We start from the raw sequence: 23,069 nt of genomic DNA on the forward strand, positions 1-23,069 counted from the left end.
GAGCCGGGCAATCTCGCTATACCCGCTGATATCAACTCCGCCCAGGTTATTGGCCAAAGGTGGCAAATAATCCATATCACTGTAACGACCACCCTCCAGATACTCGGCCTGCAAGCGCACGACATCACTGGCCGCGGCAAAGTTGCCGCGCATCGCGACTTCGCGCTGATAAACATCCTTTAAGTAATGGTCGGCGAATTCATGGCGAACATCCCGCAGCCGCAGATCCTGCCCCACTATCTCCAAATGGGTGTCCAGGCACTTCTGGCGAAACTTCTCCAGCACCGCGCGATCCTTGCCATAAGCTCGAACCATCAGGTCGATCCGCGCCTCGTCTGCCCTAACGGCCCATAGGGGCTGATTGAGAAAATCCGCCATTTGCCGTTTCGACACGCGAGCACGGTCCTCGATCATCCTTGAGAGTTTCACAGGGTCAGTCACCAGATCGCCCCCGGACTCCATCGCATGCACCCTGGAGCTTTCGAGAATCACCCGGTTCATCTCGAAGGCCAGCAAGGCATCGCTGTCGTACCAAAGATTGAAGGTGTAGCCCTCTGGGGCGAGGACCTTACGCCAGATGTTCATGTAATCACGCTGAATCGCCCCCACTTCACTGCCACCGACCCAAACGAAGTGCATGATTTTTGGCACGAATTTAGCCGCCCTGGGGAGCATGGCGGCGGTATTGGACAGCCTGGACGCATATTGTTTGAGGCCGGCAGAGGCCTCACGGAGGGAGGGCGAAACCGGCGTTGCTTTTTGACGAAGCAGCGACTCGAATACGTCCTGAAAAAGTTTTACGGGCACCTGTTTTTCAGGGGCATTTGGACTTTCATTCGCAAGGTGATAGTAGCGCTCAAGCGCTAAATATTCGGTCGTACCGGAGAACTCGGAAAATGAAGCTTTGACGATTGCAAACTCTTCCGGGGAGAAAAAACCATGGCCTTTATTTGATATTTTTTCAGTAACACTCATTAAACTTTCATCCTTGAAACAGCAACAACAAAAAGACAATCAGACTCGTTAAACCCGCACAACATTGCAGGCACGGGACACCCAACCATCAGAAAATTATAAAAACAGTTATAAAGCGATACTCACACAAACAAACTTCGTTGAGAGCGAGCAAACCATGACACGAAGGCCATCTATTCAAACTGAAGAAAATTCAAATCATGTCGCGGCAAACCAATAAAGCGTAAACACACTAAAACAATGTCGTCACACATTGAACAAGCGCAATGCGTGACGAAACGGCATAACTTAACTTCCTACTGTTTCAGTTTTTCCGTTCGACAAAAGTTCATTGAATAACACACTGCCCGTGGTGTCCTTTCTGGAGGCCAAGGCACTCACCAGCCCCGACACTGCAACGGACTGATAGCCGCCAATTGCCAGAAACACCTCCCCACGCAAGGCTGGATCCGCCGCAAATACCTGACGAAAGATCAGACTGTGCCCACTGTCCGAATCAATCATCACCAGGTGTTCCCCAACTTTGCTCAGTAAAAGTTGTTCCGGGCGCTCCAAGGCCCAGATCAACTTTCCGGGAATCCATGCCGCACCGCCCAGAGACTGTCGGCAGTCGACGATGACCGACTCCAGTCTCAACCAGGCAGCCTGCGATAGATGGCAAGTGACTGCGCCTTGCCCCAGTCGAAGGATCAAGGTGTTCACATCGTCGGGCAGCAGCGGCAAGAGGTCACTTACCGCCATCTGTCCCTCGATCGCGATGACTTCCGCATTACGCTGCACATAACTGACCGGACCGGTCTGCTCCATCAAGGGGTAGGTGTGCAAGCGCCCATCTTTGCTGTCATGAAGCAACACATTCGTGTGTTGCTGCGTACCCAAGAGTTCGAAGTCATCAGGTATCGATGCCTGAGGCACCCGAATCAATCGCCCGGTTTCGGCCACATACCATTGTCGGCTGTCGGGCTCCTCTACCGAAAGAAAACCGGTATGCCGATGGTGCTCGACCAGCGTCTTGAGGCTGTCGTGCAATGGGTCGGACTGAGCGGCAACCCAATCATTATCGACCCCGGTCACCAACACCGACTCCTGATAACGCAGCTCGACCTCGATCCCTTCAAGCGTTGTTGCTCGAAGGCCTGCGCCTTCTGCGCGGACCATGGCAAACCGCCAGGGCGCCCACTCGCGCTGCGGGGCCGGTACCGCGTCAGCCTGCAACAATCGCAGGCCCGGGCCAAACGCACCGTCAAGCACGTCGGGATCAATGAATGCCTGACGGTAGACTTCGCCGGTTGAACGTTCAAGCAACCAGACCGCCTTGTTATCCGGCGTAACGCTCAGCAAACGCACTTCCTTTCCATGCCCCAGTTCGGACAGCAACAACCGATTATCCACATACCAGGCGCTTAACCGGGTTTCGCCGCTGAAATTCTTCAAACCCACAATGGCAAAACTTTCGACCGGGTCTTGAGTGGCCACCGCATCCAGCGCCAACCACCATTGCGCTCGATCCCTGAGCCAGTCATCGGACAGGCCTGCCAGCTGTAGGCGGCCTTCGGCGGTCACATTGAAGAACAGACCTTCGCGGGTCAGCGCCAGGAAGCCGCCTTCAACAGCCACCACATTGACCAGCCCTCCGGGTGCAATCTGTCGAACGGACCAAGCCCCGTTAATCCGTTCATGGCGGGTTAGACGCCTGGAAGTCTTGTCGTAAATGACGAAAACATCAGCCTCATCGTTTGCCGGGGGAATCAGCGTGAGCTCATTCATTTGTTTGATGGAGTCCGGCCAGCCTCGTGCCCGGTGTCGTAACGGGACGGGACGAACAATCAGCTGGTCGTTGCTGCGAACCCAGGCAAGATCACGCAACGTTGAGTCCACCTTCCAGCAAACCGAAACGTAAGGTGCAGGCTGCCAGCTGACTGTGGTGACGCCATCGTGAGTCGAGGCAGGCAAAGGTGAAACATACTCTCCAAACACCCGTGCCCAGTCGGTAAGCGTGTCAGCCGTGCTCAAGACGGTTTCCAGAGCCAGATCCAGATCTCGAGTCATTGAACTCAAAAACACCTCGTCTCCATGCAGGTGGTACACATACTCGTCTGCCGTCCGACCTTGGCGCGTGACCCTCTGAACGATCGTGATCACCCCGTGCGACTCCACCTTGCAGTGGGTGATGACACTATCTGCAATCCTCGCCACCAACAGCCTGTAACGATGACTGAGCAAACCGGTCACTGCGTCGACTCGCCAGATGAAGTAAGTGTGCGGGTCGTAGAAGTAGGCATAGCCGCTATCCACTGCGCCCAGCAATGCGCCATCGGCCTCTCCCAGCGCGTCATCGCGGATGTATAGAAACCGGTCTTCCCCCGCGTCGTACCAGGCGTTTGCGAACCTGGGTTCGTCCGGGTTTTCAAACGGGACCGGAAACTGATGAATCGGCGTATAAGGCATGGCCAGACGATGGTCATTGGCCAGGGCCTTGAAGTGGTCCTGCAACACCTGCGCGTTTATGCCTGGGGCCACATCTTGCTCCAGAAGCAGCAATTGCTGGCTTACCTGATCAACCCTGAACACCTGGTTGTTGGCGAGTTTGACCATGATTTCATGGCGTCCCTTGCCGCTGATCATCACTTTGATTGCGCCAATGGAAACGCCTCCGGAGGTTTCCACTCGTACATCGCTGACGTTCGCCCAGGACGCGTGCAGTACCCAGCGCGAAGTTTTCAGCGACGGCGCTTCAAGTTCAATGCTGACTCCGGGATTGAGCACCAGCGAACATTGCGCATCGGCGCCTTCGATCCTATAGGTGATTTTTTCATGCCACGATTTCGGCAGATCGGGCACCACCAGCGTGCGATCGACTGCGTCCAGTCGCACGGTGATCAGCGTCGGCTGATAGACCGGGTTCAGACGATAGACAATGTAGTCACCGGGAAACGAATAGAACGAAAAGAGAAACAGGTATTGGCCGTCCGGCTTCTTTTTCTCCAGGCGACGGGCCACATCAAAGCCAACGTCATGACGCAACGTGGAAAAAGGCAGCCACTTGTACTCGTAGCCGTAGATCGTTTCAGGCGTGCAGGGCAGCACGATGACCTGTCCGGCAGCAGGACGGAAATCGGCCTGTCCCGGCAGGTTGAGTTCACGGCGAATATCAATGGCTCGCTCGTAATTCACCTCAAAATCCGGCACCCCTAAATGATCGCGCAGGGGGAACAGTTTGGGGCTGTCGAACATCAAGGTTTGCGCATTCAAATCCAGCGTATGGAATACCAGCGAGGGTTGAGGCAACCATGCTTTACCCCCCTCATCAAACCGATAACCGCCTGCACGATGAGCCCGCTCCAGCTCGTCAAAAAACAACCCGACCTGTTTCACCTCCTCCGCGATGATGGCAAAGCCCTGTGCCAGTGCTGCGGCACCGATGGCCAGGCCGCCCAAAATCACCCCGGCTCCGCCCAGAACCGCTGCCGCCGTACTCGCACCGACCACACCGGCGCCGATTCCTGCGCCGGCCAGCACCACACTCGCCGAATCAAATGCCAATTGAGTCCCGTACTGCGCGCGCTCCACATCGTTTTGGGCCGTAGCCAACTGGTAAACATCAAAGCCTGCATTGGCCAGACCTAACACCGCGCCCACACCTTCGTTGGCCACATGTCCCAACGCTTCGCTCACCACCGGCGCACAGGTCTGCGCGATCACCTTCTCGTCTGCCAGGGCCTGTCGAACCAGTTTGACCAGGYCAAGCACATCAATCACGTTACCGTGCACCAGCTGTGCGTAATTGACATAGGCGTGCAACCGGACGGCGGTGGTCAACGGTTTCCCGGCGCCTTCCCGAGAGCGCAGCGCATTCATCAGCGCCTGGATAGTGAAGCCTGCGTTCAGTGTATGAACGCTGCCAGCCCCGGTCGGACCCGGCTCGTTGATCGGTGCCCGGGGTTTTGTGGCCAGCGTCGAGAAATGCGCTGACAGATAGTTTTTGATGCGCAGGAAACGTTGATCGCTGGTTATAACTTGCACCAGATCTTCAGGCTTGCGGGGGTTGATCAGGCTCAAGCGATACTCGCCGACCGGGGTCACTTCCAGTGTCTCGAACAACGGGACAAACCCTGCGACCCCTGGATTCTTTTCCTGCAGCGCCGTAGTCGCCTGCTCTATCTGCTGGCCCCACCAATGACCGTCCAGCTCCAGCAGACTACTGCCCAGTCGCGGATTATTCATCAGCGATTCGCCGCGAGCACTCGCCAGGCGCTGCCTGACCGCTGGCAATGACTGCTCCTTCAGCGGGCCGGGTTGCAGCAAGTCCGACACACGAAGACCAGAAGACAGTAATGTCCCGGCAAGGCGCGCCCCATCCAGTTCGATCAGGTCAAACATCGGCCGTGAAGTTTCACCGTAGGCGTCGTACTGCCTGGCCATTTCATGCTGCAGGAAGAACGCCTCCAGCGCCTCACGAAACAGCTGCGGCTGTTCAACCTCGAACACCGCAAAGTTAGGATCGTAGAAATGATAGAGGCCGCGCTCGCCATCAAAGGTTTTCGCCACCAGCATGGAGTGGTTATTGGAGTTGAGCATCAAAGTAGTCGTGGATGTTTTGGCCTCGAGTAACGCCACGACCTGAGCCAGATCAGAGCGAGCCAAGGCGGCGCCCATCTCGTTCAGCTGTAATCCTCGCATCTCTTCCACGACACGCAGAAAGACCGCAGAGTCGCCTTCTTCAGGGTCAATAACGCCGAGGTAGAAGCGTTCCCGCAGGGTATTGGCGGCGGCCGGGCCTTGGGTCAATGCCGCGGACATCGCCAACGTCAGCGGGTAACAGCGGCCACCCACTTGCTCGCCAGTGCCCTGCAGCAGCAAATCCTGCGGCACCAGTTTGGTCGAGCCAGCATGGAAACTGTTCAGGACAAGGCTCACTCGTTCGACAATCCGGTCACGGAATTCAATTTTCGCCAATTGCTGAATCCGGGCAACTTGCTGGCCCCATTCACGCAAGGTCAGCGGCTGCTTGAGCGCATTTGTCTTGAGATCCAGGGCACGCTCGGCAAACACCGGTGGCTCGCCTGAAACGTTTTCCAGCCCAGCCTGGAAGGCCGGCGCACGGTGTTTGTAAAGTTGGCGCTCAATGGCCGCATAACGGCCCGATACCCCCAGCTCGGAAACAGTATTGGCCAGATTCTCCAGTTCGACACTCACCGAGTCGAAGCTGCGGTTATCCAGTGCCGACGCCCCCAGCAACGCCCCCAGCATCAGCCGCTGCCGGGGGCTCAACTGTGCACTCAGAAAGGAGCCGTTGGCGATGCGGCTCAGTATTTCATCGACTGACAGCTGTTGAGTCGTCGAGTCACTCAGCGAAGCCGGAGGCCGTGTTCTGACATCCTGAGCGAGGATTGATTGGCGATCATCAAAACTCAATGGCAGTGTTTTTTCGAAGGTCATCGGACCGCTGTGTTGCTCATTCATCGCGTTGAGGAATGCCCCACCCAATTCATCGGCCAGTCGCTGTAACAGCACCGTCGACAACACATGACGCCCCTCGATGACAGGCCAGCCTTCCTCAAACTGGATGGTCTGGTATTCGAGCAACTGGGCGACATCACCCGCAAAGCGGATTTTGAACCGCCCTTCTTGCCAACGTTTTTGTTCATTGATCAACCATTGCCCGGTGTCGCTCGCGTTTTCTTTCCAGGAATGATCCAACTCCTCCTCGGTTGCCCGGTTGACCGTGCCCTTGGCGGCAATTGCAACGTCCTCGCGCCAGGATTCGGCCGCTCGAACGGTGAAGTGCGCGCGGGCATAGGCCTCGATTGCATCGCGCATTGCCGCAGGACCGGTCAGGTAGATCGTCACTTCGCTCTGGGGGCGGATGCCGTCGCTGTAGTAGGTCGCCGCAGCCTCGACCAGAAAACTGAACGAGAGCTCTTCCTCCGATGACAATTGGTGCAAGGGACCGAATTGTTTTTCGATCACCTCCAATGCCAGACCGCTCATGGTCTCGGCGTCGATCAGCGCAATGTTTCGCTCAAGGGCCAAGCGTGCCGTGGCGTCGACAACTTCATAGTTGAACCTGAAACGCTCGATCACCGCCCTCAACATGGCCGAGCCGGGATGAGCCATCAGGAACGCATTGCTTAAACTGCTTTGCTCCGCAACCGCTCGCAACCCGTCAGGCCGAACGAGGCGTTCTGCCGGTGGGCTAAAAACGCTGCTCAAGTCCGGGCGACTTTTGGCAAATCGCTCCAGAGCCGGACGATGCTCTTTGGGGATTACTTCGAAATAGTTCGTGTATTGGCCGCGTAGTGCCTGACGACCTGGCATCCACTCAGGGTTATGATCCAGTAACAATTGCAACACGCCCAAACGCGCATCGGCGCTGAATTGGCTGATATCCACGCCGCCAAGCGTTTCCCGTAGCGGTGGCAGGTTATCGACATCGGCATAACTTCCGCCTTCAGCGATCAACGCCTCAACGCGCACCACATCGGACGCGGCGGCAAGATTGCCACGTAAACTTATTTCCCGTTGGTAAATAGCCTGCAAACTGAGCGGTGTTACCTGATTCGCCAGATCGTGAAGTTCAATACCCTGCTCGCCCATTTCCGAAATACTTCGGCTGTTCTTATCCCTCAAGGCTTTAAGGTGAGCTTCATTCTGGCCATAAGCCCGAACCAGAAGATCAATTCTTGCTTCATCGGCGGTTATACCCCGCGCTACAGCCAGAGAGATATGAGCGTACATTTGTTGCTTGAGGACGATGGCACGTTCCTCATACTTGTCGCCCAGTTCAATGGCTGTCTGACTGGCCTGCCCGCCATTAAGCATCGCGTCAGCCTTGGCGGCCTCAACAATGATCCGGTTTGTTTCATAGGCCAGTAGTGCGTCGCTGTCATACCAGAGCTTGACGCTGTAACCTTCCCCGGCTACGGCTTTATTCCAGACATTAATATAATCGCGCTGAATACCCCCAAGACCGCCACCGAGCCAGACAAAGTGCAAGATTTTAGGCACTTCAGTGGCGACGGCGCTTAATTGTTCGATGCTGTTGGACAGGCGTGCATGAAAACTTTCCAGCCTGTCCTGTATTTCTGTCAGCCCAGGCGCAGCCCCCTCATCCGGCGCTGATGGCGGCCCCTGCTCAGCGGCACGTCGGCGTCGGCCATTGGGTTCAACCAAAGACTTGAGCGCCTGGCGCAACAGACCCAGCGGCACACGCATCCTTGGAAAATCGAGCAGCCCGAGGCACCCGAAGTAATATCGAAAAACAGCGTCATATCCATCAGTACCTTTATAGGCCAGCAAGGCCTGTTCAAGATCTGACAGTTTAAAAAGATCGACAAAACCGACATAGCCGTTCGCACGACGAGCTTCCTGCTCATCCATAAATAAACTTCCCTGTAGAAATAGAAATCGGCAAAAAACCAAAGAGCCAATCAGACTCAGGAAACAACATTAACCCAACTAATTTTCCGTCTCACGATGGAAAACCAACAATTCATTACCCGTAGAACATCCAGAAACTTAAACGCCGTGCAAAACAGTAAAAAACACACAAGCAGAATCACAACGCTCAATAAACATGAGTGGCGGCAATGACCGATCCCAGTCTTTATTAACATCAGGACACTTAAATGCCCGACACGAGAACTATCAACAGGAAAGCGGCCTCAGAACGAGGCCGCCACGCTTCATGAAGCGGGTTTGTCGCCATACCAACGCGGGGTATACACCCACTCACCGCCCTCGGCACGCGGGAACACGCAGGTTGTCGACGAACCAATCAACACCATGGTGCGCATGTCCACCTGATCCGGGGTCAATTGCCCCAGCGTGGTCACCCGCAAGGTCTGCCCCGGGCGACCGATGTCACGCCCCAGCACTACAGGCGTTTCGAGGGTGCGATGCTGCGCCACAATCTCCAGCGCTCGGCCCAGTTGCCAGGGACGCGCACGGGAGATCGGGTTGTAGAACGCCAGCGCCAGATCGGCTTCGGCGGCCAGGTCCAGACGCTTCTCGATGATCGACCAAGGTTTGAGGTTGTCCGAAAGCGACATCACGCAGAAGTCGTGCCCCAACGGCGCACCGGCCTGAGCCGCCGTCGCCAGGGAAGCAGAAACGCCCGGAAGGATCTCCAGATCAACGCTGTGCCAACTCGCCTCAGTCGACTCGTGCAACGCTTCAAGCACCGCCGCCGCCATCGCGAACACACCGGGGTCGCCCGACGACACCACAATCACCGAACGACCTTGCGCCGCCAGTTCAAAGGCGTGACGGGCACGCTGCATCTCTTCGCGATTGTCGGTGCAATGTAGCACCTGGTCTTCGCGAAACGGTCCGGCCATGCGCACGTAGGTTTCATAGCCGAGCACATCGGTGGCCTTCGCCAGTTCTGCCTTGACCGCCGGCACCATCAATTCGGCGGCGCCAGGGCCCAAGCCGATCACCGCCAGACGACCGCGCGGGCGGCCGATCCGAGCAAGGTCCAGCGGTTCGCTGGCTACCGCGATGGCAATGCCCTTGTCAGTCGAAAGGACGGAGGCGTTCGGCAGCGCCTGACGGGCCAGATCACTGGCTCCGCCGGTAGTCGACGCAAACCGCAAAGGCACGCCCAGCTCAAGCGCCGCTTCACGCAACGCCGCATTGGCCATGTGCAGATCACAGGCCAACAGGCACGCCACCGATTGCACGGCGATGTTCAACTGATGCAATGCCGCACGAATCGACTGCGGCAAATCGGCGATTTCGGCGCTCACCGCCACCAGCACGCTGCGCGGGTAGATCATCAACTCATTGGCTGCCGGTGTGCGCTCGGCACTGCCGACGTGAATCGACAATTGTGCCTGCGGATCTTCCGGCAACTGCGCTTGCGCCAGCCACGGTGCCGCCCCTTCGATCCGCACGCTGTGACCGGCGAGTAAATCCGAGACAAAGCGTTTACCCAACTCCAGATCACCGAGCGCATAACCACTCGGCGGATTGAGCAGGCAGGTGCCAAAGCGCAATTCACCGCTGGTGGTGATCGCCGCAGCGACTTCAAGACCGGCGGCAATCTCCCGGGCCATGACGTTCACGCCACCCAGCCCGCCGAGCAGCGGCACCACGGCGCTGCCGTCTTCGGCCACGGCCAGCACCGGCGGCTCGACGCCTTTCTCCAGTAACAACGGCGCCAGCGTGCGAATGACAATCCCGGCCGCACACAGCGCGATGATTGGCGTGTCCTGCTGATAGAGCTCACGCAAGGTCGCGCCGAACTCGTGATAGACGCGGTCCACGCCTTCAACCCGTTCGGCCAGGCCGTGGATCAACGCGCCGGGGTAGACCTGCTGAATCTTGCGCGCGGTCGCAAGGCTGCCATTGCCCAGAATGACAATCGCCGGAACTGGACGGGGCATCAGCCTTGCCACCTTTCGCCGGGAMCGATGATCAGCGAGAAGTACGGCGAGGACATCGGCTCGACCTCATTGAGCGGGACGATTTTCTGATTGGCCATGGTCGCGCGCTCGACATACAGCGCACGCTCTGCCAAGCCGAGTTCTTCCAGCACCTGACGTACTTTGGGGAAGTTGCGCCCCAGCTTCATGATCACCGCCGCATCGGCATCGGCCAGCCGACGCTTGAGGTCGTCGTGAGGCAACACGCCGGACAGCACCGACAAACTCTGATTGCGATACACCAGCGGCGCGCCCAGCACCGAAGCGCCGCCGAGCATCGAGCAAACGCCTGGCACGACTTCGGCTTCATAGCGTTCGGCCAGACGATCATGCAGGTACATGTAAGAGCCGTAGAAGAACGGATCGCCTTCGCAGATCACCGCCACGTCACGGCCCGCGTCCAGATGCGCGGCGAGTTCTTCGCCGGCCGCATCGTAGAAATCGCTGATCACTTGCTCATAGGAAAGCGGCGCTGGCAATGCTTCAGTGGTCACCGGGTACACCAGCGGCAGCAACGTTTGCGCGTCCTGCAAATGCGCTTCGATGATGCCGAAGGCATTGCCTTTTTTGCCCTTGGCGACGAAGTACGCCACCACCGGCGACTCGCGCAGCAGGCGCAGGGCTTTGACGGTAATCAGTTCCGGATCACCGGGGCCGACGCCCAGGCCGATCAAGCGTCCAGGTTGCTGCATCATTCGATCTCCGTGGCGAGGGCGTTAACGGCGGCGGCGGCCATGGCGCTACCGCCGAGCCGGCCTTGCATGATCACAAACGGCACGCCGCGACTGTCGGCGGCGAGCGCAGCCTTGGATTCGGCAGCGCCGACAAAGCCCACCGGGAAGCCGAGGATCAGGGCGGGTTTCGGTGCGCCGGCGTCGAGCATTTCCAGCAGATAAAACAGCGCGGTCGGCGCGTTGCCGATCACCACCACACTGCCTTCCAGGTGCGGACGCCACAGTTCCAGCGCGGCGGCGGAGCGGGTGTTGCCCAACTCGCGGGCCAGGTCCGGAACGCTGTCATCACGCAGGGTGCAGATGACTTCGTTATTGGCAGGCAACCGCGTGCGGGTCACGCCTTCGCTGACCATCCGCGCATCGCACAAAATCGGCGCACCGCCGGCCAACGCTTCGCGCCCGGCCTTGCCCGCGCCTTCGGAAAACTGCAGGCCATCGATGGCATCGACCATGCCGCAGGCGTGGATCACCCGCACCGCGAGTTTTTCCAGGTCGGCGGGGATGCGCGCCAGGTTGGCCTCGGCGCGGATGATCGCGAAGGAGTTGCGATAGATCTCCTGACCGTCGCGGATGTAATCAAGCATCTAGGGAGCTCCGTGAACGGTCGTCGAGCAAGGCTGCGACCGCTTCAATAGTAAGATTGCGTGCGTGCAGCGCGCCGAAACCGGGCTGTGCTGCATCGCGAAAATGGAGGTCGTAATGACCGGCAGAGACCGCCAACAAGGTAATCGGCGCGATATGCGCAGCGGCGCAGGAACGCGAGCAACCGGACAGGTGAACGTTCGGCGCATGACCTTGGCGTTGCAACAGCAACGCCAGTTTTCGGGCATCGCCCTTGGTGTCGGCAAGGCCTTTGCCGCAACCGGTGGAGCCGGTGCAGGCGATCAGGTGCGCCAAGGCATCGTCGGCCGAGCAGCGCAAGCCAAGTTGTTCGAGGCTGTGGATAACTTGAGCTGCATGGTCGGTGTGAACACCGGGCAGCAACAGGCTTTGCCACGGAGTGAAACGCAGGTGGCCGTCGCCCTGTTCCCGCGCCAGTTGTGCAACACCCCGCAGCATCGCGGGATCGAGACGACCCAGCGGTGGCACTGCGCCGATGTACACATGATCGACGTCACCCTGTGGGAGAGCGCCGATGTGCAGGTCACTCGGGGTTGCCGTGCGTTGCCAGCCTTCGATAGCCATCAGCGGCACACGTTCGGCCAGTCGAGCGAGAAACCCGTCGAGCGAACATTCGGCGAGCAGATGGCGCATGCGTGTCTGATCGGGCCGCGCCAACTCAAGAAACAACTCCAGAACAGCGACCACCAGCCCATGGCCTTGATCCAGCGACACCGAACCGGCGGGTACATCGGCCGGGCACCCGGCCAGACCGAACGCCCAGCGTTGTTCGCCGTCTCGCTCGACCGCTGAAAGCCACAGGTCATGCGGATGTTCGAGCATTGCCAAGGCTTCGCCGCCATCCAGCTGCACGGCAAATTTGGCGCTGAGGTCGTGCAAGCGTTCATCGCCTTGCAGCGTGGCGAGAATCTGCTCGGCCAATGGGCGCGTGTCGATCAGCCCATGCCGATCGATCCCGGCGCTCGGGCTGAGCATCAGGTTGCGCACATCGTCGCCGGCGGCGTTGCTCGGGCCCAGTCCGGCCGTTATCAGGCTGTCGATCAACGCCGCGTGTTCGCTGCCGATCCCGCGAATTTGCAGGTTGGCGCGGTTGGTCGCCTCGATCACGCCACCGGCGAAGCGTTCGGCAGCATCCGCCACCGCTTCGGCCTGATCGGCACTGATCGAACCGCCATTCAACTTGATCCGACAGATGCCGCCGTCCAGTGCCTGAACAATACGCAGCAACCCCGGGCAAGCCGAGGGGCGTAAGGCAGTGGACATCGGACGTTCGTTCAAGGGGGCGACCGGCTGTGTGGGGAAAGGCGCTTCGCGGGCGAAGGCGCGGTATTATGCCTGCTTTGTCAGGCGGCATGAAAAGCCTGCCCGTCGGAACCGTCCGTTTGAGGACTATTTTTAAGGACTGCAGATGTCACCCTGGCTGACAGTAGTGGGAATCGGTGAAGACGGCTTCAAGGGCCTGGGCAGAAACGCCCGGCACGCTCTTTTGCGCGCTTCGCGGATTATTGGCGGTCAGCGGCAACTGGACTTGCTGCCGGTGTGCATCCGTGGCGAACGTCAGTTATGGCCCAGTCCGTTTTCCCTTGAGCCACTGTTGGCCCGACGCGGTGAGCCGGCGTGCGTACTGGCCAGCGGCGATCCGATGTTCTTTGGTGTCGGCGCCAGCCTGGCGCGGCAAGTGCCCGCTGATGAAATGCTGATTCTGCCGGCGCCCTCCTCCTGTTCGCTGGCAGCCGCGCGAATGGGCTGGCCGTTGCAGGATGTAGTGACGCTTTCCGTGGTTGCCCGGCCTCTCGCCGCCCTTAATGCGCAGTTGTTCAGCGGCGTGCGTCTGTTGGTACTGAGCAACGACGGCCAAAGCCCGGCTACGATTGCTGCACTGCTGCGCGAGCGCTGTTTCGGCCAGAGCCGCCTTACCGTGCTGGAACATTTGGGCGGTGCCGCCGAACGACGCATCGATGGCGTCGCCAATGACTGGAATGATCCGCAGGTTGCCGATCTGAACCTGATTGCCATCGAGTGCATCGCCGAGCCGAACACGCAGCACCTCTCTCGACTGGCCGGGCTGCCCGATACAGCCTTCAGGCACGACGGCCAACTGACCAAGCGCGACGTGCGCGCCATCACCCTCGCACGCCTGGCGCCGGTGCCGGGTGAACTGCTGTGGGACGTCGGCGCCGGCAGCGGCTCGATCGGCATCGAATGGATGCGTGCGCACCCGACGTGCCGCACGCTAGCCATTGAAGCCGATGAAGGTCGCCAGTTGCTGATCGAACACAACCGCGACGCCCTCGGCGTTCCCGGCCTGCAACTGATTCGCGGCAGCGCGCCACAGGCCCTGACCGGGCTCGAGCGTCCGGACGCGATTTTCATCGGTGGCGGTGTCACTCGCGAAGGCGTTCTTGACTCCTGCTGGGCACAACTCAAACCCGGTGGCCGACTGATTGCCAACGCGGTCACGCTGCAAAGTGAAATGACCCTGATGGCCTGGCGCGAACGCTACGGCGGTGAGCTGACCCGCATCCACATTGCCCAGGCGCAGCCATTGGGCGAGTTCGACACCTGGCGCCAGGCGCTGCCCATCACCTTGCTGGACGTGACGAAGCCCTGCGATGCGTGACGAAACCGCCGAACAACCCGCCCCGCTGCGCAGCGGCCTGACCACGGGCAGCTGCGCCACCGCCACCAGTCTGGCGGCGGCGCGTCTGTTGCTGGCCGGGGTGGGTGCTGACGCGGTCGAGATCGTGTTGCCCAAGGGCAAGCAAGTGCATATGCGCCTGGAGTTTTGTCGCCTGACCAACGACGGTGCCGAAGCCGGCACCCTCAAGGACGCCGGCGACGACCCTGACGTGACCCACGGCGCGCTGCTGTACACGCAAGTGCGTCTGAGCGTCGAACCGGGTATCCGCTTCAAGGCCGGGCGCGGTGTCGGCACGGTGACGCGCCCCGGTTTGGTGCTGGGTGTCGGCGAACCGGCGATCAACCCGGTGCCGCGCAAAATGATCACCGATCACCTGACGTTGCTGGCCGAAGAACTCGGCTACAGCGGCGGTTTCGAGGTCACCGTCAACGTTGAGGACGGCGAAGCCCTGGCGCTGAAAACCATGAATCCACGCTTGGGGATTCTTGGCGGGCTATCGATTCTCGGCACCAGCGGCATCGTCCGGCCGTTTTCCTGCGCGGCCTACATCGCCTCGATCCACCAAGGCATCGACGTTGCCAAAACCAACGGCTACCTGCACATCGCCGCCTGCACCGGCAACGCCAGTGAAGACACCATGCGCCGGGTCTACAACCTGCCGGAAATCGCCCTGATCGAAATGGGCGACTTCGTCGGTGCCGTGCTCAAACACCTGCGCAAAGTGCCTGTGGATAAACTCAGCCTGTGCGGCGGCTTCGGCAAGATCAGCAAACTGGCGGCCGGGCACATGGATTTGCACAGCCGACACTCCAGCATCGACCTGCCGCAACTGGCCCAATGGGCGGCGGCGGTCGGTGCTGACCAAGCACTGCAACAAGCGATTCGCGAGGCCAATACCAGCCAGCAAGCCCTGGCGATGGCCAGTGCGGCGGGCATCGCGCTAGGTGATGCGGTGTGTCAGCACGCCTTGGAGTTTGCTCGCAGCGTGGTGCCGGCCCAGGTTCAGGTCGAAGTGTTTGCGATTGATCGTCAGGGTGGCATTGTTGGCCACGCGGGAGCATTTCAATGAAGCGCATTTTGCTGCTCGGCGGTGTGACGGAAGCGCTGGCTATCGCTCGAACCCTTGGGCCTGAACATATCTACAGCCTGGCCGGCGTGGGTCGTGTGCCGACCGATCTGACCTGTCAGGTACGCGTCGGCGGCTATGGCGGTGCTGAAGGTCTGGCGCAATTCATTCGCGACGAAGGCATTGACCTGCTGCTGGACGCGACCCACCCTTACGCCGCACAAATCAGCCAGAACGCCGCCACCGCCGCGCAGTTGACCGGCATTGCCTGCTGGGCGCTCCGCCGACCCGCCTGGCAACCTCAGGCTGGGGATGACTGGCGCGAAGTCGGTGACTGGGCCGAACTGATCGATACCCTGAAACCCTTCCACCGCCCCTTGTTCACCCTCGGCCGCGAACCGTTGCAGCACCTGCACGAAATTCCGCCGGAGCAATTCTGGACGTTACGTGCGCTGGACGTTTACCCCGGCAACGAACGCTGCGAAGTCATCGGCGCACGTGGACCGTTTGTGATTGAGGATGAACGTGAACTGTTTGAGCGTCGCAAGATTGATGTGCTGATCAGCAAGAACAGCGGCAGCACCGCGACTGAGCCGAAGCTGGAAGTAGCGCGGGAGCGTGGGGTGCCGGTGATTGTTTTAAAGCGGCCGGTATTGCCACAGGTTGAGCACGAGTTCAGTACGGTGGCGGACGTGCTGGCAGCCCTGCCATCAAAAACACCACATAACCTGTAGCAGCTGGCGAAGCCTGCGTCCGGCTGCGCAGCAGTCGTAAAATCGGGCACCTCGATTTTTCAGGCTAACCGTGGATGCAGGATTTACGACTGCTGCGCAGCCGGACGCAGSCTTCGGCAGCTGCTACAAAAAAGTACTCGACCTCAGCTGGACGGCACTGGCAATCTGAAATTCGCGACTATCATGAAGTTTATGAAAGCGTGGCACTGCGACACCACACCGCACGCCGCTTTTTTACTTATCGGCCCTGATCAGGCTAAATAGCCGCGCTTGATCGCCCACCCAATGGATTTGTCCCATGTCCCGACATCGGCTTGCAATTGCATGGATCGCCTGCTTCGCAGTGCTGTTCAACATGCTCGCCATGCCGATGAGCAATGCGATGGCGCAGGCGGCGAAATCACCCGCCGAGCAATTGTTGTGGGGCAGTTTCTGTACGTCCAGCGGCACCAAAATGGTGGCGATTTCCCTGGGCGATATCGAGCAGAAGGCGCCACAGGGCGACGATCATTCCAACATGCAGCATTGCTGGTGTTGCTCGGGCTCTGCACCCTTGGTGGCGCTGCCTGGGCATGAGCCGCAGCTGTATTTCGCGCACTTCGAGAGCAATCGAAGCCTGCCCGCCGCCACACTCGACACCCCCACGCCGCGTCAGCAATGGCCGAGTCTCAACCCCCGCGCATCCCCTCTGGTGTGATTCCTTCTCGCAATTGACCTGCGTTTTGAATCGTTCCGGAGAACTGTCATGTTGAACAAACTCATCGTTTTGGCTGCGTTGCTGCTGCCTGCCTGCTTTGCCAATGCCCAAGACTACACAGTCGGCGAGTTGCAAATCGCGACCCCGTGGTCGCAGGAGTTGCCGCCCAACGCGCCAACCGTTGCCGCCTATTTTGTGATTCACAACAGTGGCAAAACCGCTGACCGCCTGCTCAGTGTCGACTCGCCGATTTCCGGCGAAGCCCAGTTGCACGAGCACGTGATGCAGAACGACATGATGAAAATGCAACACGTGCCGAGCGTCGAGATTCCCGCTGGCGGCAACGTCACCTTTGCACCGATGGCCTATCACGTGATGCTGCTGGGGCTGAAGGATCGCAGCCTGCTGAGCGAGGGCAAACACTTCCCGCTGACGATGCATTTCGAGAAGGCCGGCGATGTGACGGTCGAAGTCGCTGTGCAGAAGAAGCCGCCACAAGACCTGCACATGCACGCGCACGCCCAGTAATCGACTGAGCCGTAGCCGCCATGCGCCCGCTTAGCGCCAGGTCATCCGCGTCACGCCGTCAGCCCTTGAGCCTGACGCGCGGCAGCTGGATCAGCCTGTTCGCCATGTTGATGATTTTTATCGGCCCGCTGATTTCTCAGTCGATGCCGATGGATCAACGCGCCTCTGCCATGACCATGAACATGTCGATGGACATGAGCATGGACATGTCGGCGATGGAACACGCCGACCACGGCGCGCAACCCGCCGCCGAACACTGCCCGCCCGAACCCTCGCACCATGCGCTCTGGGAAAAATGCGGCTATTGCAGCCTGCTGTTCAACTGCCCGGCGCTGACCGGCGGTGTTTCGCTCACAGCCTTCAACACCCCGCCTGACAACACGTTCTCCACCCCATCCCCCCGCCTGGGCCATGCCCGGCAACCCTTCTTCCCCGGCGCCCGAACCCGCGCCCCGCCCATCGTCGCGTAAACACTTACCTCTGATCTCACACGGCCAAGAATCCAGCCCCAGGCTGCCGGCCGTGTCGTTTATGCCGTTCGATGGAAATTGTCATGTCCAGGTTTTCTGCTGACTCACGCTTGAGCCCTGCCCAAGCTTCTTTTGCCCTGAACGAACCCAGTGTTCGATTCAGGCACACCACCGCATTGTTGTGTGGCGCGTTACTGACACCGCTGGCGCTGGCCGATGAACACGCCGGCCACAGTGAAGAACTGAGCCCGACGGTCATCACCGCGATCGCCCCCAGCTCGCCACTGACCATCGTCACCAACCCCAAGGACCCGCGCCAACCGGTGCCGGCCAGTGACGGTGGCGACTACTTGAAAACCATCCCCGGCTTCGCCCTCGTGCGCAACGGCGGCACCAACGGCGACCCGGTGCTGCGCGGCATGTTCGGCTCGCGGATGAACATCCTCACCAACGGCGGCCAGTTACTGGGCGCCTGCCCCGGCCGGATGGACGCACCCACCTCCTACCTCTCGCCGGAAACCTACGACAAACTCACCGTGATCAAAGGCCCGCAAACCGTACTGTGGGGGCCGGGCGCGTCCGCCGGGACCATCCTCTTCGATCGGGAGCCGGAGAGTTTCGGTGAACTCGGCACCCGGGTGAATGCCAGCGTTTTGGCCGGTTCCAACGGCCGCTTCGACAAACTAGTGGACGCCGCTGCCGGCGGGCCATTGGGTTACGTGCGGGTGATCGGCAACACCGCACACGCCGACGATTACCGGGATGGCGACAATGACATCGTGCCCTCGCGCTACGACAAGTGGAACGGCGACGTCGCACTCGGCTGGACCCCGGATGCAGACACCCTGCTGGAACTGACTGCCGGCAAAAGCGATGGTGAAGCACGTTACGCCGGACGCGGCATGGACGGCTCGCAGTTCCTGCGCGAAAGCCTCGGCCTGCGCTTCGAAAAATCGAACGTCGGCGACGTGCTGGACAAGATCGAGGCCCAGCTTTACTACAACTACGCCGACCACGTGATGGACAACTACACCCTGCGCACGCCCTCCGGCACCGGGATGATGTCCGGCCCAAGGGCGTCGAACGTCGACCGTCGAACCGTCGGCGGTCGGGTCAAAGGCACCTGGCGCTGGGCCGTCGTGCAGCTGATCAGCGGCATCGACGTGCAAACCAGCGAGCACCGCCAGCGCGGCAGTGCGGGCATCAATACCTACAAGGACCTGCCGTACACCGAGGACGCCGACTTCCACAACTACGGCGTCTTCAGCGAACTGACCTGGTACGCCGCCGACCGTGACCGGCTGATTACCGGCGCGCGCCTGGACCGCGCCTCGGCCAAGGACTACCGGCAAAACATCGGTTCAGGGATGACGAAACGCCCCAACCCGACCGCCGACAACACCCGCGCCGACACCCTGCCGAGCGGCTTCGCCCGTTATGAACATGACCTGGCCGACAGCCCGGCCACCCTGTACGCAGGCCTCGGTCACACCGAACGTTTCCCGGATTACTGGGAGCTGTTTTCACCCAAGAGCGGCCCTGCCGGTTCGTTGAATGCCTTCGATTCGATCAAACCCGAGAAAACCACCCAGCTCGACTTCGGTTTGCAATACCGAACCGAAGATCTCGACGTCTGGGCCTCTGGTTACGTCGGGAAAGTGCACGACTACATCCTGTTCAACTACATCCAGACCCCAGCGGGCACCCTCTCCCAGGCACAAAACATCGACGCCAACATCATGGGCGGCGAACTCGGTGCGGCCTACCGATTGACCAACAACTGGAAAGCCGACGCGACCCTGGCCTACGCCTGGGGCAAGAACAGCAGCGAAAACCACGCACTGCCGCAAATGCCGCCACTGGACGCACGTTTCGGCCTCACCTACAGCGAAGACAACTGGAGTGCCGGGGCCTTGTGGCGAGTGGTCGCCGCGCAAAACCGCATCGATCTGAACAAGGGCAACGTCGTCGGCAAAGACTTCGGCAAGACCCCCGGTTTCGGCGTGTTCTCGCTCAACGGTGCCTACCGGATCGACCAGCACTGGAGGGTCAGCACCGGCGTCGACAACCTGTTCGGCAAGGCCTACGCCGAGCATTTGAACCTGGCCGGCAACGCCGGTTTTGGCTACCCGGCCCAAAACCCACAGGCCATTAAAGAACCGGGGCGAACGCTCTGGACCAAGGTGGACATGAGTTTTTAATAAGAAAAAGCAAAGGATCGCAGGCTCCTGCATGGGTACGCTTACACCCTGTAGGAGCTGTCGAGTGAAACGAGGCTGCGATCTTTTACAAACAATTGAATCGCCAAGCGGAGCACAACCAATGAAACAGCCCAAACCGAATTTCTACAACCTGGCCTGGCGCTGGCATTTCTATGCCGGTCTGTTCGTGGCGCCTTTCATGGTGATGCTGGCCCTGACCGGCATCATTTACCTGTTCAAGCCGCAACTCGATCCGTTGATGTACGGCAGCCTGCTGAACGTCCCGGCCGGGCACCACACCGTGCCCGCCGACGACCTGCTCAAGCGGGTGAAAGAAGCGTATCCACAAGCCACCATCAAGCAGTACCTGCCACCGGTCAACGCCGAGCGCAGTGCTCAATTTGTCGTGATCAATGGCGATACAGAGCTCAACGTATTCATTGATCCCTACCAGGGCGACATCCTCGGCGAGCAAGACGCCAAGAAAAACCTGCAAGCGGTTGCGCGGTCGATTCACGGTGAGTTGATGATCGGCACCGTCGGTGATCGACTGATCGAAATGGCCGCCGGCTGGGGCATCGTGCTGGTGGTGTCCGGGGTGTTCCTGTGGTGGCCGCGCGGCCAGGCGGCGGGCATTTTGTGGCCGCGCCTGACCAGTCGCGGTCGCGTGTTGTGGCGTGACCTGCACGCGGTCACCGGGTTCTGGGGCGCTTCGTTACTGCTGGTGATGTTGCTCAGCGGCATGACCTGGACCGGGTTCTGGGGCGCGCAATACGCCGGCGTGTGGAACGTGTTCCCGGCCGCCATGTGGGACAACGTACCCAAGTCCGACGTCGAGGCGCGCAGCCTCAACACCGCCACCCGCCAGACCGTGCCTTGGGCCATGGAAAACACGCCGATGCCGATGTCCGGCGGCGAACACGCCGAACACATGGCCCACAGCGGAGCGCCAGCCGGCCCGGCCGCGCCGACCATCAGCCTGCAAGACGTGCAAAACATCGCCGTGCAACGCAAGGTCGAGCCGGGTTACAGCATCACCTTCCCGAAAACTGCCACCGGCGTGTTCACCATTGCCGTATTCGCCGACGWCCCACGCAACGACGCCACGCTGCACGTCGATCAATACACCAGCGACGTCCTCGCCGATGTGCGTTTCGAGCAGTACGGTACCGTCGCCCGCGCTACGGAAATCGGCGTGATGCTGCACGAAGGCAAGATGTTCGGGGTGTTCAATCAGATCATCGTGTTGCTGATTTGCCTGATGATCCTGCTCAGCGCCGTCAGTGGCGTGGTGATCTGGTGGAAGCGTCGGCCACAGGGCAAATTCGGTGTGCCGCCGCTGCGCCACGACCTGCCGAAATGGAAAACCGCGATGGTCATCATGTTCGCCCTGGCGGTGATGTTTCCGCTGGTGGGGGCTTCACTGGTGGTGGTCTGGGTGCTGGATCGCGTGCTGTTGTCGCGCTTCGGCCGACAGACTGAATCGGCCTCATCTTCATCATAAAACCCGCAAGAGGTCAGGATTAGAGGCTTGCTCCAACATGTGATCACTATCAAATGTGGGAGCGGGCTTGCTCGCGAAAGCGGTTCGTCAGTCACATTGATGCTGGATGTGCCGCCGTCTTCGCGAGCAAGCCCGCTCCCACAAGGATTGTGATTCTGGGGCTGTTTATGTGTGTTTATCTGAATGCGAAATGACCGGACGTTTCCCACGACTTTTTCAGGTTGTTCGTCGGACGTGGGCTGTCTAGTCTGGGGCTGTCACTGAAGACTCAGTGATCGGGTGTGAGAACTCGGCTAGGTTTCAATCTATCGCAAGCAGCACCATAATTGCCGCCAGCTTATCCGCTGCCTGCAATGACTATGGCGGCTGTGTGCGGGCGGACTTCGGTTCGGCCGGGTTGATTCCTACCGGTTTCTCACTCCGCACATAGCTGCCACCCCTTCGTCGCGTGAGAAACGACAAGTGATGGCTCCAATTGCTTCAAGGGAATCATTGCCATGACCAAGAAACTCGTACCCGATCCACCCATCGACACCACCACTCCCGATCCCGAAACATCTCGCGACGAAGACCTGCTCAGAGACCGCGACGCCATCAAGCGCGCCCTCGACTACTACCTCGATCCCCCGGCCCAATACACCGAAAAACCCCGCCGCCCCAGCACCATGTTCATGATCGCCCCAAACAACGACACCGAAAGTCTGTTGGTCAATGCCTGTGAATCCCTGGCGTCAGCCAGTGTGCTGGCGAGCGATTTCGCCACCGAGCTGATCGGCCCGCAGCGCCATAAGGCGATAGCGATTCAGCAGGTCATCATGCTCGCGGAACTGGCCGTGAACCGCGCAGTGGATAACGTCGTCCCCACCTAAATACACCGCAAAACAAATGTGGGAGCGAGCCTGCTCGCGAAAGCGGTTGGGCAGTCACTGCGATGTGGCATGTGCCGCCGTCTTCGCGAGCAGGCTCGCTCCCACAAGGGTTTGTCGTCGCCCCTGGATTGCGCCGTCACACTCCCACAGGGGCTCAACATTTCCTACACTGCATGTCTCACGACTCTCAGGATGAGCCTCATGTTGAAATCTGTTTGCCTGTCGTTGCTGGTGTTCGGCTCCAGCGCCGCATGGGCCGATACCACCGTCGATGTCTCGAAGATCTACGGCAAGATCCAATTCGTCGACAGCTTCCCTGACTACAAGGTGCAGGTGGTCGACTCCTTTCCCGATCTGAAGGTACAGCAGGTCGACTCTTTCCCGGACTCGCCGGGCAAGTGGAAAACTGTCGATAGTTTCCCTGATTACAAAATCCAGATCGTCGATTCCTTCCCCGATTTCAAGATCCAGTACGTCGATTCCTTTCCCGGCGTTGACTGAACCCCCTGCATCACCGCTGCCGTCACGCGGCAGCACCACAATGACGCACGCCCTCGCACCACTGCCCCGGCCTCGTCCCTTCCTGGTGCGTCGCAAAACC

Annotated in this window: 16 protein-coding genes; 10 read left to right on the plus strand and 6 right to left on the minus strand. The window is 59.7% G+C overall.

All coding sequences use genetic code 11. The features are described from left to right. From AC1DSG_RS00005 to cobG, 6 genes are all read right to left on the minus strand, one after another. Window positions 1-975, minus strand: a 975-nt coding sequence (locus tag AC1DSG_RS00005) for a TcdA/TcdB catalytic glycosyltransferase domain-containing protein (protein WP_477789037.1), incomplete at its 3' end; no start/stop codon positions are given. A gap of 288 nt (window positions 976-1,263) precedes the next feature. Beyond that, complete coding sequence (locus AC1DSG_RS00010) at window positions 1,264-8,355, minus strand: TcdA/TcdB pore-forming domain-containing protein (protein WP_477789038.1); 7,092 nt, start codon at window positions 8,353-8,355, stop codon at window positions 1,264-1,266. A 305-nt stretch (window positions 8,356-8,660) separates the two neighbouring features. Beyond that, window positions 8,661-10,364 carry a precorrin-3B C(17)-methyltransferase gene (gene cobJ, locus AC1DSG_RS00015; RefSeq protein WP_477789039.1) on the minus strand — a complete coding sequence of 568 codons (1,704 nt, stop codon included), beginning with the start codon at window positions 10,362-10,364 and terminating at the stop codon, window positions 8,661-8,663. Continuing rightward, window positions 10,364-11,095 carry a precorrin-2 C(20)-methyltransferase gene (locus AC1DSG_RS00020; protein WP_477789110.1) on the minus strand — a complete coding sequence of 244 codons (732 nt, stop codon included), beginning with the start codon at window positions 11,093-11,095 and terminating at the stop codon, window positions 10,364-10,366. The genes cobJ and AC1DSG_RS00020 overlap by 1 nt, the downstream gene beginning before the upstream one ends. After that, window positions 11,095-11,721: a precorrin-8X methylmutase gene (locus AC1DSG_RS00025; RefSeq protein WP_477789040.1), complete on the minus strand. Its 627-nt coding sequence runs from the start codon at window positions 11,719-11,721 to the stop codon at window positions 11,095-11,097. Before AC1DSG_RS00025 ends, AC1DSG_RS00020 begins: the two co-directional genes overlap by 1 nt. Beyond that, on the minus strand, window positions 11,714-13,021 hold the full coding sequence (gene cobG, locus AC1DSG_RS00030; protein WP_477789041.1) for a precorrin-3B synthase: 1,308 nt from the start codon (window positions 13,019-13,021) through the stop codon (window positions 11,714-11,716). The genes AC1DSG_RS00025 and cobG overlap by 8 nt, the downstream gene beginning before the upstream one ends. A gap of 145 nt (window positions 13,022-13,166) precedes the next feature. Here cobG and cbiE point away from each other — a divergent pair, with 145 nt between their 5' ends. The 10 genes from cbiE (at window position 13,167) to AC1DSG_RS00080 (ending at window position 22,969) form a co-directional block, all read left to right on the plus strand. Next, window positions 13,167-14,378 (plus strand): precorrin-6y C5,15-methyltransferase (decarboxylating) subunit CbiE, encoded by a 1,212-nt coding sequence (gene cbiE / locus AC1DSG_RS00035; protein WP_477789042.1) that lies wholly within the window; start codon window positions 13,167-13,169, stop codon window positions 14,376-14,378. Continuing rightward, a complete protein-coding gene (locus tag AC1DSG_RS00040) occupies window positions 14,371-15,468 on the plus strand; it encodes a cobalt-precorrin-5B (C(1))-methyltransferase (RefSeq protein WP_477789043.1) in 1,098 nt (365 codons plus the stop codon). The genes cbiE and AC1DSG_RS00040 overlap by 8 nt, the downstream gene beginning before the upstream one ends. Continuing rightward, window positions 15,465-16,199, plus strand: a complete 735-nt coding sequence (locus AC1DSG_RS00045) for a cobalt-precorrin-6A reductase (protein WP_477789044.1) — start codon at window positions 15,465-15,467, stop codon at window positions 16,197-16,199. Before AC1DSG_RS00040 ends, AC1DSG_RS00045 begins: the two co-directional genes overlap by 4 nt. A gap of 298 nt (window positions 16,200-16,497) precedes the next feature. Then, on the plus strand, window positions 16,498-16,896 hold the full coding sequence (locus AC1DSG_RS00050) for a DUF2946 domain-containing protein (RefSeq protein WP_477789045.1): 399 nt from the start codon (window positions 16,498-16,500) through the stop codon (window positions 16,894-16,896). Between the two features lie 48 nt (window positions 16,897-16,944). Continuing rightward, on the plus strand, window positions 16,945-17,424 hold the full coding sequence (locus tag AC1DSG_RS00055; protein ID WP_477789046.1) for a copper chaperone PCu(A)C: 480 nt from the start codon (window positions 16,945-16,947) through the stop codon (window positions 17,422-17,424). A gap of 20 nt (window positions 17,425-17,444) precedes the next feature. Beyond that, the gene (locus tag AC1DSG_RS00060) at window positions 17,445-17,894 is read left to right on the plus strand and encodes a DUF2946 domain-containing protein (RefSeq protein WP_477789047.1); all 450 of its coding nucleotides are present in this window, start codon (window positions 17,445-17,447) and stop codon (window positions 17,892-17,894) included. A gap of 83 nt (window positions 17,895-17,977) precedes the next feature. After that, a complete protein-coding gene (locus AC1DSG_RS00065; RefSeq protein ID WP_477789048.1) occupies window positions 17,978-20,095 on the plus strand; it encodes a TonB-dependent copper receptor in 2,118 nt (705 codons plus the stop codon). A gap of 121 nt (window positions 20,096-20,216) precedes the next feature. Next, window positions 20,217-21,599: a PepSY-associated TM helix domain-containing protein gene (locus AC1DSG_RS00070; RefSeq protein WP_477789049.1), complete on the plus strand. Its 1,383-nt coding sequence runs from the start codon at window positions 20,217-20,219 to the stop codon at window positions 21,597-21,599. Window positions 21,600-22,096: 497 nt separating this feature from the next. Next, complete coding sequence (locus AC1DSG_RS00075; RefSeq protein ID WP_477789050.1) at window positions 22,097-22,468, plus strand: DUF6124 family protein; 372 nt, start codon at window positions 22,097-22,099, stop codon at window positions 22,466-22,468. 201 nt (window positions 22,469-22,669) lie between these two features. Then, the gene (locus AC1DSG_RS00080) at window positions 22,670-22,969 is read left to right on the plus strand and encodes a 7(1) septoil knot domain-containing protein (protein ID WP_477789051.1); all 300 of its coding nucleotides are present in this window, start codon (window positions 22,670-22,672) and stop codon (window positions 22,967-22,969) included. Window positions 22,970-23,069: the final 100 nt, after the last annotated feature.

Source organism: Pseudomonas sp. P5_A12, assembly GCF_056400685.1.

Bases quoted from the DNA above. Each gene is read 5' to 3' on its own strand.
- cobJ (WP_477789039.1), bottom strand. From the start codon at position 10,364: ATGCCCCGTCCAGTTCCGGCGATTGTCATTCTGGGCAATGGCAGCCTT.
- AC1DSG_RS00025 (WP_477789040.1), bottom strand. From the start codon at position 11,721: ATGCTTGATTACATCCGCGACGGTCAGGAGATCTATCGCAACTCCTTC.
- cobG (WP_477789041.1), bottom strand. From the start codon at position 13,021: ATGTCCACTGCCTTACGCCCCTCGGCTTGCCCGGGGTTGCTGCGTATT.
- cbiE (WP_477789042.1), top strand. From the start codon at position 13,167: ATGTCACCCTGGCTGACAGTAGTGGGAATCGGTGAAGACGGCTTCAAG.
- AC1DSG_RS00040 (WP_477789043.1), top strand. From the start codon at position 14,371: ATGCGTGACGAAACCGCCGAACAACCCGCCCCGCTGCGCAGCGGCCTG.
- AC1DSG_RS00045 (WP_477789044.1), top strand. From the start codon at position 15,465: ATGAAGCGCATTTTGCTGCTCGGCGGTGTGACGGAAGCGCTGGCTATC.
- AC1DSG_RS00050 (WP_477789045.1), top strand. From the start codon at position 16,498: ATGTCCCGACATCGGCTTGCAATTGCATGGATCGCCTGCTTCGCAGTG.
- AC1DSG_RS00055 (WP_477789046.1), top strand. From the start codon at position 16,945: ATGTTGAACAAACTCATCGTTTTGGCTGCGTTGCTGCTGCCTGCCTGC.
- AC1DSG_RS00060 (WP_477789047.1), top strand. From the start codon at position 17,445: ATGCGCCCGCTTAGCGCCAGGTCATCCGCGTCACGCCGTCAGCCCTTG.
- AC1DSG_RS00065 (WP_477789048.1), top strand. From the start codon at position 17,978: ATGTCCAGGTTTTCTGCTGACTCACGCTTGAGCCCTGCCCAAGCTTCT.
- AC1DSG_RS00075 (WP_477789050.1), top strand. From the start codon at position 22,097: ATGACCAAGAAACTCGTACCCGATCCACCCATCGACACCACCACTCCC.
- AC1DSG_RS00080 (WP_477789051.1), top strand. From the start codon at position 22,670: ATGTTGAAATCTGTTTGCCTGTCGTTGCTGGTGTTCGGCTCCAGCGCC.